Origin of the sequence: Streptomyces sp. NPDC048420, assembly GCF_040651535.1 — a bacterium.
In the GTDB taxonomy this organism is placed as follows: Bacteria; Actinomycetota; Actinomycetes; order Streptomycetales; family Streptomycetaceae; genus Streptomyces.
The window spans coordinates 315,722-331,319 of sequence record NZ_JBEZKG010000002.1 but is presented as its reverse complement, the minus strand read 5'-3'; the positions used below and the strand labels follow the sequence as shown (position 1 = coordinate 331,319).

General features: G+C 70.0%; 12 protein-coding genes. 9 read left to right on the top strand and 3 right to left on the bottom strand.

The features are described from left to right. Nucleotides 1-65 precede the first annotated feature (65 nt). The gene (locus AB0D34_RS04205) at nucleotides 66-431 is read left to right on the top strand and encodes an STAS domain-containing protein (RefSeq protein WP_362656143.1); all 366 of its coding nucleotides are present in this window, start codon (nucleotides 66-68) and stop codon (nucleotides 429-431) included. A gap of 794 nt (nucleotides 432-1,225) precedes the next feature. On the opposite strand, the gene AB0D34_RS04200 is transcribed toward AB0D34_RS04205, so the two are convergent. Then, on the bottom strand, nucleotides 1,226-1,447 hold the full coding sequence (locus tag AB0D34_RS04200) for a hypothetical protein (protein ID WP_362656140.1): 222 nt from the start codon (nucleotides 1,445-1,447) through the stop codon (nucleotides 1,226-1,228). 142 nt (nucleotides 1,448-1,589) lie between these two features. On the opposite strand from AB0D34_RS04200, the gene AB0D34_RS04195 reads away from it, so the two are divergent. Then, the gene (locus AB0D34_RS04195) at nucleotides 1,590-2,027 is read left to right on the top strand and encodes an NfeD family protein (RefSeq protein WP_362656137.1); all 438 of its coding nucleotides are present in this window, start codon (nucleotides 1,590-1,592) and stop codon (nucleotides 2,025-2,027) included. 29 nt (nucleotides 2,028-2,056) lie between these two features. Beyond that, a complete protein-coding gene (locus AB0D34_RS04190) occupies nucleotides 2,057-3,145 on the top strand; it encodes an SPFH domain-containing protein (RefSeq protein WP_362656134.1) in 1,089 nt (362 codons plus the stop codon). A 35-nt stretch (nucleotides 3,146-3,180) separates the two neighbouring features. Here AB0D34_RS04190 and nhaA read toward each other — a convergent pair whose 3' ends face one another. Further along, the gene (gene nhaA, locus AB0D34_RS04185) at nucleotides 3,181-4,476 is read right to left on the bottom strand and encodes a Na+/H+ antiporter NhaA (RefSeq protein WP_362656131.1); all 1,296 of its coding nucleotides are present in this window, start codon (nucleotides 4,474-4,476) and stop codon (nucleotides 3,181-3,183) included. A 299-nt stretch (nucleotides 4,477-4,775) separates the two neighbouring features. On the opposite strand from nhaA, the gene AB0D34_RS04180 reads away from it, so the two are divergent. Together AB0D34_RS04180 and AB0D34_RS04175 are read left to right on the top strand one after the other, a co-directional pair. Next, complete coding sequence (locus AB0D34_RS04180; protein WP_362656129.1) at nucleotides 4,776-5,150, top strand: cation:proton antiporter; 375 nt, start codon at nucleotides 4,776-4,778, stop codon at nucleotides 5,148-5,150. 206 nt (nucleotides 5,151-5,356) lie between these two features. Then, a complete protein-coding gene (locus AB0D34_RS04175) occupies nucleotides 5,357-5,917 on the top strand; it encodes a DM13 domain-containing protein (RefSeq protein WP_362656126.1) in 561 nt (186 codons plus the stop codon). 24 nt (nucleotides 5,918-5,941) lie between these two features. On the opposite strand, the gene AB0D34_RS04170 is transcribed toward AB0D34_RS04175, so the two are convergent. Then, nucleotides 5,942-6,997 carry a helix-turn-helix domain-containing protein gene (locus tag AB0D34_RS04170; RefSeq protein ID WP_362656123.1) on the bottom strand — a complete coding sequence of 352 codons (1,056 nt, stop codon included), beginning with the start codon at nucleotides 6,995-6,997 and terminating at the stop codon, nucleotides 5,942-5,944. 246 nt (nucleotides 6,998-7,243) lie between these two features. On the opposite strand from AB0D34_RS04170, the gene AB0D34_RS04165 reads away from it, so the two are divergent. The 4 genes from AB0D34_RS04165 (at nucleotide 7,244) to AB0D34_RS04150 (ending at nucleotide 15,209) form a co-directional block, all read left to right on the top strand. Next, complete coding sequence (locus tag AB0D34_RS04165; protein WP_362656120.1) at nucleotides 7,244-7,660, top strand: hypothetical protein; 417 nt, start codon at nucleotides 7,244-7,246, stop codon at nucleotides 7,658-7,660. Nucleotides 7,661-7,733: 73 nt separating this feature from the next. Further along, nucleotides 7,734-9,770, top strand: coding sequence for a flotillin family protein (locus AB0D34_RS04160; RefSeq protein WP_362656117.1), 2,037 nt, complete (start codon nucleotides 7,734-7,736; stop codon nucleotides 9,768-9,770). A gap of 80 nt (nucleotides 9,771-9,850) precedes the next feature. Next, nucleotides 9,851-14,743, top strand: coding sequence for a DNA repair ATPase (locus AB0D34_RS04155; RefSeq protein ID WP_362656115.1), 4,893 nt, complete (start codon nucleotides 9,851-9,853; stop codon nucleotides 14,741-14,743). 106 nt (nucleotides 14,744-14,849) lie between these two features. Next, a complete protein-coding gene (locus AB0D34_RS04150) occupies nucleotides 14,850-15,209 on the top strand; it encodes a hypothetical protein (protein WP_362656112.1) in 360 nt (119 codons plus the stop codon). The last annotated feature ends 389 nt before the right edge of the window (nucleotides 15,210-15,598 follow it).

The window sequence follows — 15,598 nt, the reverse complement described above, 5'->3', positions numbered from 1 at the left end:
GATCGGACGGGCCGTGCCGGATAGGCTCGACAGCGTTCCTTTCCGATCCTGGTCGAGACGGTTGGGTGGGTGTTGTGGGTGATCTCCCCTCGGTCGTGACGACCATCTCAGGCCCCTGCCTCGTGGTGAAGGTGCGCGGGGCCATGGACTATGTCTGGCAGCCGGAGCTGCGTGAGCGGCTGAAGAAGGTGATTGCTCCGGGGGAACGGGCCGTCGTGCTGGACCTGGCGGATGTGACGTTCTGCGATTCGGCGGGGCTGAACGTCCTGCTGGGAGCACATCGAGAGGCGAGGACGGCGGGGGTGGCGCTGGTCTTGGTCTGCGTCCCGGGCACGCTGCACCGGGTGTTGGAGATGACCAGAGCCGACCAGATCCTGCGGGTCTTCGACACGGTCGCCGAGGCCGAGGCGGTCTGCGGGGCGCGACAGTGAGCGAGCGGCGCCACGCCCAGTACTGCGCGGGTCCGGCCTTGCGGCAGACCTCGCGTTTGACCCGTCCGGGGTAAGAGCCTCGTACTGGGGCTCGTTGAGCCGCCAGGTGCATGCCGGCGGGGTGACCGGTTTCGGCTGGAGGCCGGGCCTGGGGCGGTGACCGTTGAGCACGACGCCGGCACCGGCGCGCTTGATGCCGCTGAATGTCTCCAGGCCGGGTGGGTTCGGCTGGCGTCTGGTGCGGGAGCTGTCAGTGGAAGTGCTGGTCGACGTCCATGCGGCGGGCAAGACGGTGACCGCGGTGGTGTGGTGCCACCGGCGTCACCCGGCAGGGCTGAGGTCACAGGTCGCGTCAGGCTCGCCGGTGTCACGGCCTCAGCCAGCCGCAACGCGAGACCTTTTCTTGCTGCCGCCCACGTTTTACGATTCCGGGCCAAGTACCACAAGAGAACCGCACCACGTTTCTCACGGCGGCTGCCGGGGCCACTGGTCGCCTGCGGCTGTGGTCCGCAGCTTTCCCTGGCCGACTTCGCCGCCGCCGACCTGGACCACCTCGCGAAGGTCACCAAGCGCAACCTCAGAAGTGAAGTTCACCGTCCACACTCCGACCGGCACGTTCGTCACGCTCGGAGCCACCGAAGTCGCCACCTGCGCGCGAGTGGCGGGCAGCGCGGCACGAGGCCATGCGGCCACCGTCAACGGCCGGCCCGGCGTCATTTCCTGGAGCAAGGACGGCACCCCGCTCTCTATGGAGCCCGGACCAGGGACATGAGCGATCGGCGGTCACTCGCCAGTTACTCAGACATGGCCAGACCAAACGCGACGCTGACCAGCGAAGCGGTGGCCAGGACACCACAAACGAACCTGACCACCGTCGGCGTCAGGAGCCGATTGGCCCCCACCGTGTTCGACATGAAGCCGTGGATCCGCCACGCGATATCGCGATAGTTGAACGTAACGACCAACATGGCGGTACCAAAGACCAGGCCCCATCCGAACTCTGCCCACGCAGTCATCGATCCCTCACAGAGACACCCAGTTTCGATCCTGGCGCTTGAACGATCCCATAGGGCCTGGACCCGCTAGCACTGTGCGGTTACCTGTCCAGAGTTTCGGGCGGTAGCTTGGTGGAGAAAGCCCCAATAGGAGGGCGATTCGATGGCGTGGTTCGCGTGGCTTCTCGCCGCCGCAGCGCTGGGCGTCGCGGAGTTCTTCACTCTGACCCTGGTCTTCGGGCTCCTGGCGGGTGCCGCGTTGGTCGCCGCCGTCGTCGCCGGTGTGGGCATCGGGGTGCTCGGTCAGTTCGTGGCGCTCGGAGTCGCGGCGGCCGCGGGGCTTCTCGTCGTCCGTCCTCTCGCGCTGCGGCAGATGACACAGCAACCCCTCACCCGTGACGGCAGCGACGCGCTGATCGGCAAGCGGGCCGAGGTCATGCAGGAGGTCACCGCGACCCGGGGCCTGATCAAACTGTCCGGCGAGGAGTGGTCCGCCCGGGCCTTCGACGAAACCCTCGTGATCCCGGTGGGAGCGCTGGTGGACGTCATGGAGATCGAAGGCGCCACGGCCATCGTCTACCCCCGCGAGCTCCTTCCGTGAACGGCTGAACGCACAGCAACGGAGGCACTGTGGATCCGGTTCTCATCCTCGTCCTTGTGGCGGCCATCGTTGTCGTCTTTGTCGTGGCCTCCAGCGTGCGGATCGTCCCGCAGGCGCGCCGCTACAACATCGAGCGTTTCGGCCGGTACCGGCGGACGCTGCAGCCCGGGCTGAACCTGGTCGTGCCGGTGGCGGACCGCATCAACACCAAACTCGACGTGCGCGAGCAGGTCTATTCGTCCGACCCCAGGCCGGTGATCACCGAGGACAACCTCGTGGTGAACATCGACACCGTGCTCTACTACCAGATCACGGACCCGCGGGCGGCGGCGTACGAGGTCGCCGACTACCTCCAGGCGATCGATCAGCTGACCGTGACCACGCTGCGCAACGTCATCGGCAGCATGGACCTGGAGGAGACGCTCACCTCGCGTGAGGAGATCAACTCCCGGCTGCGGGCCGTCCTCGACGACGCCACCGGCAAGTGGGGGATCCGGGTCAACCGTGTCGAGATCAAGGCCATCGATCCACCGCACACCATCAAGGAGGCGATGGAGAAGCAGATGCGGGCCGAGCGTGACAAGCGGGCGGCAATCCTGCACGCCGAAGGGGATCGGCAAGCCAAGATCCTCACCGCGGAAGGCACGAAGCAGAAGGACATCCTGGAGGCGCAGGGCACGCAACAGGCCATGATCCTGCGGGCGGATGGCGAGGCCAAGGCGGTGGAACTCGTCTTCCAGGCCGTCCACCGCAACAACGCCGACGCGAAGATCCTGGCCTACAAGTACCTGGAGACGCTCCCGCACTTGGCGAGCAGCGACAACAACACGTTCTGGGTGATCCCGGGGGAGCTGACCGAGGCGATTCGGACCGTCACGCGTGCCTTCGGTGAGCCGACGCAACCGCAGGAAGCAGCCGAAGCCAGTGCTGACCACCCGTCGGACGAAGGCGGGACCCCGGAGCTCGCCGCAGGCTGGACGGCCTCGCTCGATGCCGCCGCAGCGGCCGACGAGGCCGGGAAGCAGGCCGCCGCCGCGGTAAGCGACGCCAAGGCCGAGGCGGAGGCCGCTAAGTCTCCCCAGACACCGCGCCGTGGTCAGACGTCCGGCGACGGCTGAGCCCACCCTCGGGTGACGCTCGCGGCGCGGTCAGGTCATGTGTCGTTGGATCCCGTGCGCTGGTAGACGTCGGGGATGCCGTCGGCGTCCTCGTCGAGGTTCTCCTCCTCGTACAGGCGCCGGTATACGCCGTTCCTGCGGCGCAGGAGCACGGCGGCCAGCAGGGCGGCGGTGAGCGAGGCGATCAGGACGGCGGCCTTGACGTGTTCGCCGACGGCCGTGCCGGGGAAGGCCAGCTCGCCGATGAGCAGGGCGACCGTGAAGCCGATTCCGGCCAGGGTCGCCAGGGCGAAGACGTCGGCCCAGGCGAGGTCCGGGTTGACCCGAGCCCGGGTGAAGCGGGCGGCGAGGTAGGTGCCGGCGAAGATGCCGAGGATCTTGCCCGCGACCAGGCCAAGGATCACACCGAGGGGTTCGGGGGTGGTGAACGCCTTGCCCAGTGCGTCGCCGGAGACGCTGACCCCGGCGGCGAAGAGCGCGAACAGGGGCACGCACAGGCCGGCGGACAGCGGGTGCAGCAGATGTCCGGTGCGTTCTGCGGGTGATTCGTTCTCATCCTGGTCGCGGACGGTACGCAGGATCAGGCCCATGGCGACTCCGGCGACGGTGGCGTGGATGCCGCCGTTGTAGAGCAGCGCCCAGATCACCACTCCGAGCGGTACGTACCACCACCAGCCCCGCACCCGTCGCCGCTGCAGGAGGTAGAAGACGCCCAGCCCGGCGAACGCCCCCGCCAAGGCCCAGTAGTTCAAGTGCGAGGTGAAGAAGAGGGCGATGATCAGGATCGCGCCGCGGTCGTCGACGACCGCGAGGGTCAGCAGGAAGGCCCGAAGGGCGGTCGGCAGATGGGTGGAGATGACCGCCAGGACCGCCAGGGCGAAGGCGATGTCGGTGGCCATCGGCACTGCCCAGCCGTCCATGCTGCCGCCACCACCCGCGATCGTGGCGGCGTAGAAGGCGGCGGGCGCGGCCATGCCGCACACGGCGGCGATGACCGGCAACGCGGCCGTCGCAGGGGTGCGCAGCGAGCCGACGACCAGCTCACGCTTCAGTTCGATCCCGGCGACCAGGAAGAAGACGGTCAGCAGTCCGTCGGACGTCCAGTGGCCGACCGAGAGGTCCAGGCTCAGTGCGGGTATCCCGAAGTGGAAGTCGCGGATGGTGGTGTAAGCGCTGCTGAGCGGGGTGTTCGCCCACACCAGCGCGACCACCGCGGCGGCCAGCAGGACGAGGCCGCCCACCGTCTCGGTGCGCAGGGCCCGGGCCACTGCCTGTCGTTCGGGCCAGGAGAGAAGCCCGAGGAACGAGTTGCGGGGCGGGGTGGCGGTCAAGGCGGTGAGCCTCCGGACGTCGGCGAAAGGGCGCACGGCCCTACGGACGCCGACCAGACTTCCCGGCACACCCCGCGTCTCATTGACGCGTCCTTTACACCCTAACCGGAGCGGATCCGTCGGCGCCCATCCCCCACCTCTTCCGTCGCAACCGGGCAGGCAGCGAGCCCGGTGACGCACTCGGGCGAGGCATCGGGGGAACGGGGTACACACGGGAGAAGATCGCGTCGAGCAGGAGGTCGCAGTGACGCTTTCGGACGTGGTCTACGTCTGCCTGGGCCTGGGAGCTGGGCGCGGCCGTGCTGCTCTTCCTGCTCGGCGGATACCTGGTGGACGGCGCCCTGTCCGACCTGACGTGGGCGGGCGCGGTCGTAGGTGCCCTGGTGCTGCTGGTCGTACGGCCGCTCACAGGGTGGCCGGCACAGGCAGGCACCGCCGTCGGGAAGCAGGAACGTGCCGTGGTCGCCCTGTTCGGGATCCAGGGCATCGGTTCGCTGTTCTACCTGTCCTACGCGCTGGGGCAGGACTCCTTCGGCGGCCTGGAGCGGGAGTTGTGGGCCGTCGTGGCCCTCACCGTGGTGATCTCGGTGGTGCTGCACGGCGGCATGGCGACCCCGGCCATCGGCGACCTGGACCGGCGACGCGACAGGACGGAGCTCGGCGGCCGGTCGTAGGCGGCTGTTCGTCGGCGGTCAGATGCCGCCGAGCAGCACGAGGCCGACCAGCGCGGCGACGACCAGGCCGAAGAGGACGCCACCGGCGGAGTGGCCAGACTCGCGAGCGCCATGGCGACGTAAGACTTCCGTCATCCGCGTTGGGGTACCCACCTGCCACCTGCCCCGTTGAAATGGAGGCTAAGCACTCAGGGATCGAGGCGGGCATGGGGCGTGTACGGAAGACGCGGGGCAGGCCGTGGGTCATCGGAGTGCTGGTGGCAGCGCTCGCCGGTGTCGGCTTCGGTTTGTACTGGTTTCAGCCGTGGAAGCTGTGGCAGGACGAAACCGTGCAGGAGGCCCTGCCCGGTGCCGTAGCCCCTGCGGCCCCTCCGGCTGGAGCGCCGTCCGCGTCACCGGCACCGGCACCCCGGCCCCGGACGGTGGCAGGCGGCGAACTGATCAGCCACGAGCACGCCACCTCAGGCAGAGTGAAGCTCGTACGGCTCGCCGACGGATCCCATGTCGTACGGCTGGAGGACCTCGACACCAGCAATGGCCCGGATCTGCGCGTGTGGCTGACCGACGCGCCGGTGAAGGAGGGACGGGCCGGCTGGCACGTCTTCGACGACGGCGCGTACGTGAGCCTCGGCAAGCTCAAGGGCAACAAGGGCAGTCAGAACTACACCGTGCCTGCCGACGTCGACCCGTCCCGGTTCACCAGCGTGAGCATCTGGTGCGACCGCTTCGACGTGTCCTTCGGCGCCGCCGAACTGGCCCGCACCTGACCTCGTTCTCGCCCGGAGGGCGCGTCAGAGTTCCTGGGCGGGCCAGTCCAGCAGGCGTGCGCCGATCACCGCGGTCTGCAGCATGTAGCGGTGGGCCGGATCAGCCGGGTTGGCGCCGGTGAGCTTGTGGATGCGTTCCAGTCGGTAGGTCAGGGCCCGCACGCTGAGGGTGAGGCGGCGGGCTGCCTCGGCGGCCACACAGCCGGAGCCGAAGTAGGCGGTGAGGGTGTCCAGGAGGGGCTGGGCGCCGCCGCGGGCCGTGGTGAGCGGGCCGAGGGTGTTGATGACGAGTTCGGCCATGGCCTGCCGGTCACGGGTGAGGACGGGGTAGACGAGCAGGTCGGCCGCCCGCAGCACCGGGTCCTCCAGTTCGAGGCGCTCGGCGAGCTCCAGGGCGTTGAGTGCCTCCTCGTAGGAGTGGACGACCCCGCCCGGGCCGGGCTTGGGGCGGCCGATGGCGACCCGGCCGCCGTCGGTCGCGGCATGGGCCTGCTTCGCGAAGTGGGCGAGGACCTCGTCCTGGGGGCCGGGGGCGATGCACAGCAGCCGCCCGTCCTTGGTGGTGAGCAGGATGCTGCGGTCTCCGAAGCGGGAGATGAGGGCGCGTTCCACCTGGCGGGGTACGGGATCGCCCTCCTCGTAGGCCGTGGGGCCCTCGGCGACGGCGACGGCGTGGGCGTGTGAGAGGCGCAGGCCGAACCGTTCGGCTCGTTCGGCGAGGCGCCCGAGGTCGCTGCGGCCGTAGAGGAGGTCGTCGATGAACTCGCGGCGTGCGGCCTCTTCCTGTCGTACGGCCAGGCGCTGGGCCCGTTCGAAGCCCTCGGCGAAGGCGTCTGTCGCCTGCTGTACGGCGGCCAGGATGCTGTCGGCTGACGCGGGGCCGGCTGGCCAGGCTGCGCGTGTGGCGGTCAGATGGGCGCTGACCAGGGCCCGCAGCCCGTGACCGGCGTCAGCCGCCTGCTCTCCGAGTGTCCGCCGGAGGGCAAGCTCTTCCCGGGTGAGGCGCCGACCTGTGGCCGCTACCTCGCCCAGTATCTGGGCGTAGCCCTCCAGATACTGCTCCGGAATCCCCAACTCCACCGTGATTCCCCCGAGTTCTTAACGCGCCGCTGACGGCTTCTTGACGGCTGACCGGCAGGCAGACCCTAGACAATGCTGCCGGGAACCGGCAATGCGCGGGCGGGCGTCGGCGGTGCAGCATGGGTTGCGGGGAGCACTACGGGGAATGCGGTGCCGGACACCGGCAGGTGTCCGGCACCGGAACCCCGAGCGAGCGGTGCTGCACCGAGCGCGGCTGACGGGCAGTGTGGACGGAGGGGATACGGCATGCGGATGTTGCTGTCGGTCGTCACCGGCCCGCCCACGATCCTGTTGACCACCGCCCTCGTCGTGCTGCTGTGCTTCTGGCTCCTCGTCGCTACGGGTCTCACCTCGGCCAGCACCTTCGACGCGGACGCCGACCTCCGCGCCTGGGGCATGGGCGGCGTACCCGTAGCTGTAGCCGTCACCATGCTGACGGCCGTGGCCTGGTTCCTCAGCGTCGGAAGCGTCCTCCTGCTGGCCGTGTGCACGCCGCCGTGCGCCGCCACCGGGCTGCTGCGCATGGTCTTGCCCGTCGCCGCCCTGCCCGTCGCATGGCGGCTGACCTGCCTGTTCGTGCGTCCCCTGCACCGGCTCTGTCCCGACGAACCCGACCTGCCCGATCGTGGCCGGGCACGCGATCACGTGGACCACGCCGCCTGAGCAGTACCCCCGGCCGCCCTCGACGCCGGCCCCCTGACGCTTCATTTTCCTTCACGCCTCAAGGACGTATGCCATGAATGTCATCCTCCTGGGCACCGGCGTGCTCGTCGCCGTCGCCCTGCTCGCCGTACTGCTCGTCTCCCTGCTGTTCCGCAAGGTGGAGCAGGGCAAGGCGCTGATCGTCTCCAAGTTGCGGAAGGTCGACGTGACCTTCACCGGGCAGGTCGTGCTGCCCGTGCTGCACAAGGCCGAGGTGATGGACATCTCGGTGAAGGCGATCGAGATCACCCGGACCGGCAAGGACGGTCTGATCTGCCAGGACAACATCCGCGCCGACATCCGGATCACGTTCTTCGTGAAGGTCAACAAGACGGTCGACGACGTCATCAAGGTCGCCCAAGCCGTCGGCACCGCGCGGGCGAGCGATCGGGACACGCTGCAGGAGCTGTTCCACGCGAAGTTCTCCGAGGCGCTGAAGACCGTCGGCAAGCAGCTGGACTTCACCGACCTGTACACCAAGCGCGAGGAGCTGCGGTACAGGATCATCGAGGTCATCGGCGTGGACCTCAACGGCTACCACCTGGAGGACGCGGCGATCGACTACCTGGAGCAGACACCGGTCGCCCAGCTCGACCCGGCCAACGTCCTCGATGCCCAGGGCATCCGCAAGATCACCGAGTTGACGGCCGTGGAGCACGTGCGCACCAACGAGGCACAGCGCACCGAGGAGAAGGAAATCACGCGGCAGAACGTCGACGCCCGCGAGGCGATCCTGGAGCTGGAGCGCCGGCAGGCCGACGCCGAGACCAAGCAGAAGCGGGAGATCGCGACAGTGCGGGCCCGGGAAGAGGCCGAGACGGCGCGGGTGATGGAAGAGGAGCGGCTGCGGGCCCAGGGAGCCTTCCTGGCCACCGAGGAGAAGCTTGGGGTACAGCGTGAGAACCAGGCCCGCGAGGTCGCCGTCGCCGCGAAGAACCGCGAGCGGGTCATCGCCATCGAGAACGAGCGCATCGAGAAGGACCGGCTCCTCGAAGTCATCGGCCGGGAACGCGAGACGCAGCTGACCCGCATCGCTGCCGAGAAGGAGGTCGAGGCGGAGAAGCGGGACATCGCCGAGGTCATTCGTGAGCGTGTCGCCGTTGACCGGACGGTCGCCGAGCAGGAGGAGTCCATCAAGAAGCTGCGGGCCGTGGAGGAGGCGGAGCGGCAGCGACAGACCGTGATCATCGCCGCCGAAGCCGAGGCGCAGGAGAAGCTGGTCAAGGACATCAAGGCCGCCGAGGCCGCCGAGCAGGCCGCCACCCACCGCGCTGCCGAGGAACTGACGCTGGCGCAGGCCCGGCTGAAGACGGCCGACCTCGACGCCCAGGCAAAGCTCCGCCTCGCCGAGGGCGTCCAGGCAGAGGCCGCTGCCGAAGGGCTCGCCGCCGTTCAGGTCCGCGACAAGGAAGCCGACGTGATCGAGAAGGCCGGCCGTGCCGAAGCCGCAGCCACCGGGGCCCGGCTCCGGGCAGAGGCCGAAGGCGCGCAGGCCCAGGCACTCGCGGACGCCGCGGCCATCGGCGAGAAGCTCAAGGCCGAGGCCGAGGGGCTGACGCAGAAGGCCGCAGCCATGGCCGCCCTCGACGACGCCTCGCGCGGGCATGAGGAGTACCGGCTGCGCGTACAGGCGGACAAGGAGATCCGTCTCGCGGGCCTCGACGTACAGCGGCAGGTCGCCGAGGCGCAGGCCACCGTGCTCGCCACCGGTCTGGAGGGCGCCGACATCCACATCGTCGGCGGGGAGTCGGTCTTCTTCGACCGGCTGATGTCCTCGATCGCGCTCGGCAAGGGCGTCGACGGGTTCGTCCAGCACTCCGAGACCGCGCAGGCCCTGGCCCGGCCCTGGCTGGACGGCACCTCCAGCTTCACCGACGACCTGGGCCGCACCCTCGGCTCGGTCACCACGGCCGACGTACAGAACCTGACGGTCTCGGCGCTGCTGATGAAGCTGATGAAGACCGGCGGGTCAGACTCGGGGCAGCTCCAGCAGCTGCTCGACAAGGCCGGCGAGCTGGGCCTGGCGGACAAGCCGCTCACCGCCCTCAACGGCAGTGCCGTCCACGCCTGACCCCGCCACCTCGGTCCGGAGCCGCCGCGCAGGGGACGGCGGCTCCGGACCACGTTCCTCGACTTCCCGAGAGGCATTCCATGACGACCGTCCCGGACGCCGGCACGTACGAGCTTGTGGACAGGGGCACGTACGAGGTGCTGCGCGACCGCCTCACCGCCCAGGCCGCCGAGCTGGCCCGGCGCGCCGAGGCGCTCAACGCCCGCCGGATCGAGGAGTTCGGCTCGACGCGCTTCGAGCTCGCCGGCACGAAGCGACTGCGCACCGAGTACGCGGCGGTGCCTCGGGACGTCGTCGCGGTGGGCGATGTGCTGCTGTTCGGCTGCAACGCAGTCCCGAGCCGGGAGGCCGACACGAGCGTCGGCGACGTCCTTGCCCTGTACGACCGCAACCTGGAACGGCTGCCCGACGACGCCGTCCCCGGCTTGCTCGACGACCACGCCTTCGTCCGGGAGTTCGCCGCCCTGCACCGCTACTACCGCCACGCCCGCCTGCTCCGGCTCCGGCGCACCGAGGGCAAGCTGCTCGCCGTGTTCCAGACCGGTGAGAAGGCGGACGACACGCGGGTGCTGCGCTGGGACCTCCCCGACGGCGGACGCGCCACCTTCCTCGACGCGCGGGGCGATCGCGACCACGTCCTGCCCCCGTCCCACAACGTCGACTGGATCGACAGCACGCGCGAGGACCACGTCCTCGGACGGCACCCGCTCGTCTCCATCCAAGGAGAGGTGTTCGTCTCCACGGTCGGCGGCGTGCTGACCGTCAAGGCCGACGACGACACCGAGGCGGCAGAAGGCGTTTACACCGAGCCCGTCGACGAGCCCCTTCAGTCCCTCGCGGACGCGGACATCGCCCACGCCCGGGTGGGCGCCCTGATTCTCCTGCGCATCCGCCCCTACAAGGAGAACACCGACCGCCACCTGGTGTTCAACACCCTCACCAGAACCGTCGCCCGCTTCGACGGCATCGGCCGGGCGTGCCGCCGCCTGCCCGAGGACCAGGGGATCGTCTTCCCCGGCGGCTACTGTCTGGCCACCGGCAGCCACAAGACGTACGAACTCGACACGACGGACCTTGAGTTCGAGCGGGAGATCCGCTCTCCGAACGGCGAGGATGTGCTCTACGCGTTCCACGCACGCGTGGAGGGCCGCAGTCTCCTTCTCCCGTACAACACGATCCGCAAGGAGATGGCCAACCCCCTCCCGTGCCAAGGCTGGGCGCTCTTCGACGACGGTGCGCTCGCGGTCCTCCGGGCCGACGCCGGGGAACCGCAGCGTGTCCACCCCGTGCAGCTGTGGAGCTCCCCGTACGTCTCGGACACCCACGCCGCCGCCCAGCCGGTCGGCACCGGCCCCCTGGCACGCATCGGCAACTCCGACCTCGTGCGGGGCCTCTCCAACTGCCTCTCCATCACCGGAGCCGTCGCCGAGACGACACCCACGACCGAGGTGTACGAGGCACTCCTGGCCGCCTGCGCCCGGGCGGCGGACACCCACCACTGGCTGGGCGACCCCGAACTCGGCGACCTCCACACCCCAATGGCTCAACTCCGCGACACGGCCCAACAAATCCTGACCGAGTTCGAGACCTTCCAGGCCCTCACCCAGCAGGCCGAAGACGCGCTCGCCGAAGCTGCCGCGCGGGTCGCCGAGGTCGTACGACGGCTGCGGGGCGAGGCCCCACGGGGTGCGGCAGGCTGGGTGAGCGGATTGACCGAGCTGCGCCGCGCGCAGGGCCATCTGCTCACCCTCAAGGACATGCGGTACGCGGACACCGCCCGCATCGACGAACTCGCCGCCGCCACCGAGTCCGACCTCGTCGCCTTCGGCCGGCGTGCCGTGGCGCGCCTCGCCCGCGAGGACGCCTTCGCCGACCACCACGCGCAGGTCGAGCGGCTCGTCGCCGACGCCGAGGCGATCACCACCGTGGCCGAGACGGCGCCCGTCGCGGCCCGCACGGACGAACTCGCCGACGGGCTGCGCACGGTGACCGAGGTCATCGCCGGTCTCGACATCGCCGACGCCACCGTCCGCACCGCGATCCTGGAGCGCATCGCCGAGGTCCTCGGCGGCGTCAACCGTGCCCGCGCCGCTCTCGACGGCCGTCGCCGCGAGCTCCTCGACCGGGAGGGACGGGCTGAGTTCTCCGCCGAACTCGCCCTGCTGGGTCAGTCCGTCACCGGCGCGCTCACTGCCGCCGACAGCCCGGAGGCTTGCGACGAGCAGCTCGCCCGCCTGCTCGCACAGGTGGAGAACCTGGAGTCCCGGTTCGCCGAGTTCGACGACTTCCTCACCGCCCTCGCCGACAAGCGCGACGAGATCCACGAGGCGTTCTCCGCCCGCAAGCAGACCCTGGCCGATGCCCGCGCCCGGCGCGCCGAACGCCTGGCCGACTCGGCGGCCCGCGTCCTGCGGACCGTCACCCGCCGGGCCGCCGCCCAGGCGGACACGGACGCCGTCGCGACGTACTTCACCTCCGACCCGATGCCCGCCAAGGTCCGCCGCATCGCCGACGAACTGCGCGGCCTCAGCGACCAAGTGAGGGCCGAGGAACTCGACGGCCGCCTCAAGGCCGCCCGCGAGGAGGCGCTCCGAGCCCTGCGCGACCGCACCGACCTCTACACCGACGGCGGCCGCACGATCCGCCTCGGCACCCACCGCTTCGCCGTCAACACCCAACCCCTCGACCTCACCCTCGTCCCGCACGGCGACACCCTGGCCTTCGCCCTGACCGGCACCGACTACCGCTCCCCGGTCACCGACCCCGCCTTCACCGCCACCCGCCCGTACTGGGACCGCCCCCTGCCCTCGGAGTCACCCGAGGTCTACCGGGCCGAACACCTCGCCGCCCGCCTGCTGGACGAACTCGGTCCCGAGGCGCTGGCGGAGGCCGACCTGTCCGCCCTCGTGCGGCAGGCCGCCGAGGCGGCGTACGACGAGGGCTACGAGCGCGGGGTCCACGACCACGATGCGACAGCGATCCTCACCGCGCTCCTGTCCCTGCACGAGGGCGCCGGTGTCCTGCGCCACGAGCCGGCCGCGCGAGGGGCCGCCCAGATGTTCTGGGCGCATGGCACGACGGACGGGGAGCGGCAGAGCTGGACGCGGCGCGCGGTGTCCCTCGCCCGGGCCCGGGACACCTTCGGCCTGGCACCCGCGATCGCCGACCTGCGACGGGAGCTGGCGGACGTAGCGGGCGGAGAGGCGGCGGCCGCGTACCTCTTCGAAGAGCTGACCAGTGGCCCGCCCGGTTTCGTCATCAGTGCAGGCGCCCGCACCCTGCTGGAGAAGTTCCGCCGAACCGTGGGCACCTCGGCCTACGACGACGATCTCACCGCCGTCACCGACCCGGCCGCCCGCGCGCAGCTGGTCGAGGCATGGCTGACGGCGTACACCACCGCCACCGGCACCGACCTCACTCCCGGCGACCTGGCCGAGGCGGTGACCGCCGAACTCTGCCCCGGCCTGCCCCGTTACGAGTTCGACGCGCCGCTCACGCAGACCGTCACGGGCCTGCTCGGCACCCACCCCCGCATCACCGGCCGCGCCCTCACGGTCCGCGCCGACGAACTCCTCGCCCGCACACGGCGTTTCCGCACCCGAGACGTACCTGGTCACCACGCCTACCAGCAGCGCCGCACAGCCCTGGTGGACGCCGAACGTGCCCGTCTCCGCCTGGGCGAGTACCGGCCGCGCGTGATGTCGGCGTTCGTACGCAGCAGACTCATCGACGAGGTGTACCTGCCGCTCATCGGCGACAGCCTCGCCCAGCAGCTCGGCACCACGGGCGAGTCCAAGCGCACCGACTCCGGCGGTCTGCTCCTGCTCATCTCCCCGCCCGGCTACGGCAAGACCACCCTTGTGGAGTACGTCGCCGACCGGCTCGGCATGATCCTGGTGAAGGTCGACGGCCCGGCACTCGGCCACACCGTCACCTCGCTCGACCCTGCCGAGGCCCCGAACGCCACCGCCCGCCAGGAGATCGAGAAGATCAACTTCGCGCTGGCGGCGGGCACCAACACCCTCCTCTACCTCGACGACATCCAGCACACCTCGCCCGAACTGCTGCAGAAGTTCATCCCCCTCTGCGACGCCACCCGCCGCATCGAGGGCGTGCGGGACGGCGAACCGCGCACCTACGACCTGCGGGGCAAACGCTTCGCCGTCTGCATGGCCGGCAACCCCTACACCGAGTCCGGCAGCCGCTTCCAGGTGCCCGACATGCTCGCCAACCGCGCCGACGTGTGGAACCTCGGCGACGTCCTGACCGGCAAGCACGACGTCTTCGCGCTCAGCTTCATCGAGAACGCCCTCACCGCCAACCCCGTCCTCGCCCCGCTCGCCGGCCGCGACCGCGCCGACCTCGACCTGCTGATCCGCCTTGCGCAGCGCGACCCGGCGGCGCGAGCGGACCGCCTGACGCATCCGTACACCCCCGTGGAGCTGGAGCAGATCCTGGCCGTACTGCGTCACCTGCTCACCGCCCGGGAAACGGTCCTGGCCGTGAACGCGGCCTACATCGCCTCGGCGGCCCAGTCGGACACGACCCGCACGGAACCGCCCTTCCGGCTCCAGGGCTCCTACCGCACCATGAACAAGATCGCCCAGCGCGTCCAGCCCGTCATGAACGACGTCGAACTGGCCGCGCTGATCGAGAACCAGTACCGCGCCGAAGCCCAGACCCTCACCACCGGAGCCGAAGTCAATCTCCTCAAGCTGGCCGAACTGCGCGGCACTCTCACCGCCGAGCAGGCGTCCCGCTGGACCGAGTTGAAGGCGGCCCACGTCCGAGCCCAGTCGCTCGGCGGCCCCGAGGACGACCAAATTGCCCGGGCCGTCTCCGCCCTCGGCCTCCTGGCCGACCGGATCGCAGCCGTCGAGTCGGCGATCAACCGGGCGAGCGACCTGCGACACCTGGGCATGAACTCCACAGCCCGGCACGCACGGTCGGCGCCGAGCGGCGACGGGGACTGAGATGCGGCATGCACAGCCGCTCGGCGTAAGGCGGAGCGTTGGCTTCCCGCACAGCCCCTTTAAGTCGCAGAGCTGGTCCGGCCTTCGTACGCCCTGTGCGCGGTCAGTGCTGTGCCGGGACGCCGAGGTCGTCGAGGAGTCCGCGGATGCGGCGTTCGATGTCGTCGCGGATGGGGTGGACGTTGTCGACGGTCTGGCCCGCGGGGTCGCCCAGAGTCCAGTCGAGATATTGCTTGCCGGGGAAGACGGGAAGACCGGGCAGGCGTCGCCGCAGCCCATGCTGACGACGACGTCGGCGGCACGCACGATCTCGTCGGTCCAGGGCTTGGCGAACTCGCGGGAGATGTCGATGCCGCGATCGCTCATCGCGGCGATGGCCGACGGGCTGACCTCGAAACCGGGTTCGGAGCCGCCCGACCAGGCGACCGCGCCGTCACCGGCGAGGTGCTGGGTCGCCAGCGCCTGAGCGCCCGCGAAGGCTCTGGGGGTCGATGAAATCGAGGCGGTTGGTATTGCGAGGTCTATCGCAAGTACTGGGACGCGAAGGATCATGCTGATGTCATTTGAGGCAGGGGGCGTCCTTGAATCGTCTCGGGTGCTCTCGCCTCCACCATGCTCAGGCGTGGCAGCTGTAGTTCTTGATCAGGCCGCTGGTGTCATGTCGTTGCGGCACGGTCGTGACGTTGTTCCAGCGACGGTGTGCTTCGGTCGCGCCACGCCCGTCGTGAGCCCAGCTGTCTGCTCAGCCCCGACGCTCACCGATTGCCGCCGTCCAGTACGAGCGGGCCGCCGCTCGGCTGGCAGAGCTCGACCGAGACCCCCGACTGGCGTCCCTCCAGGTATCTCCACGTCAGT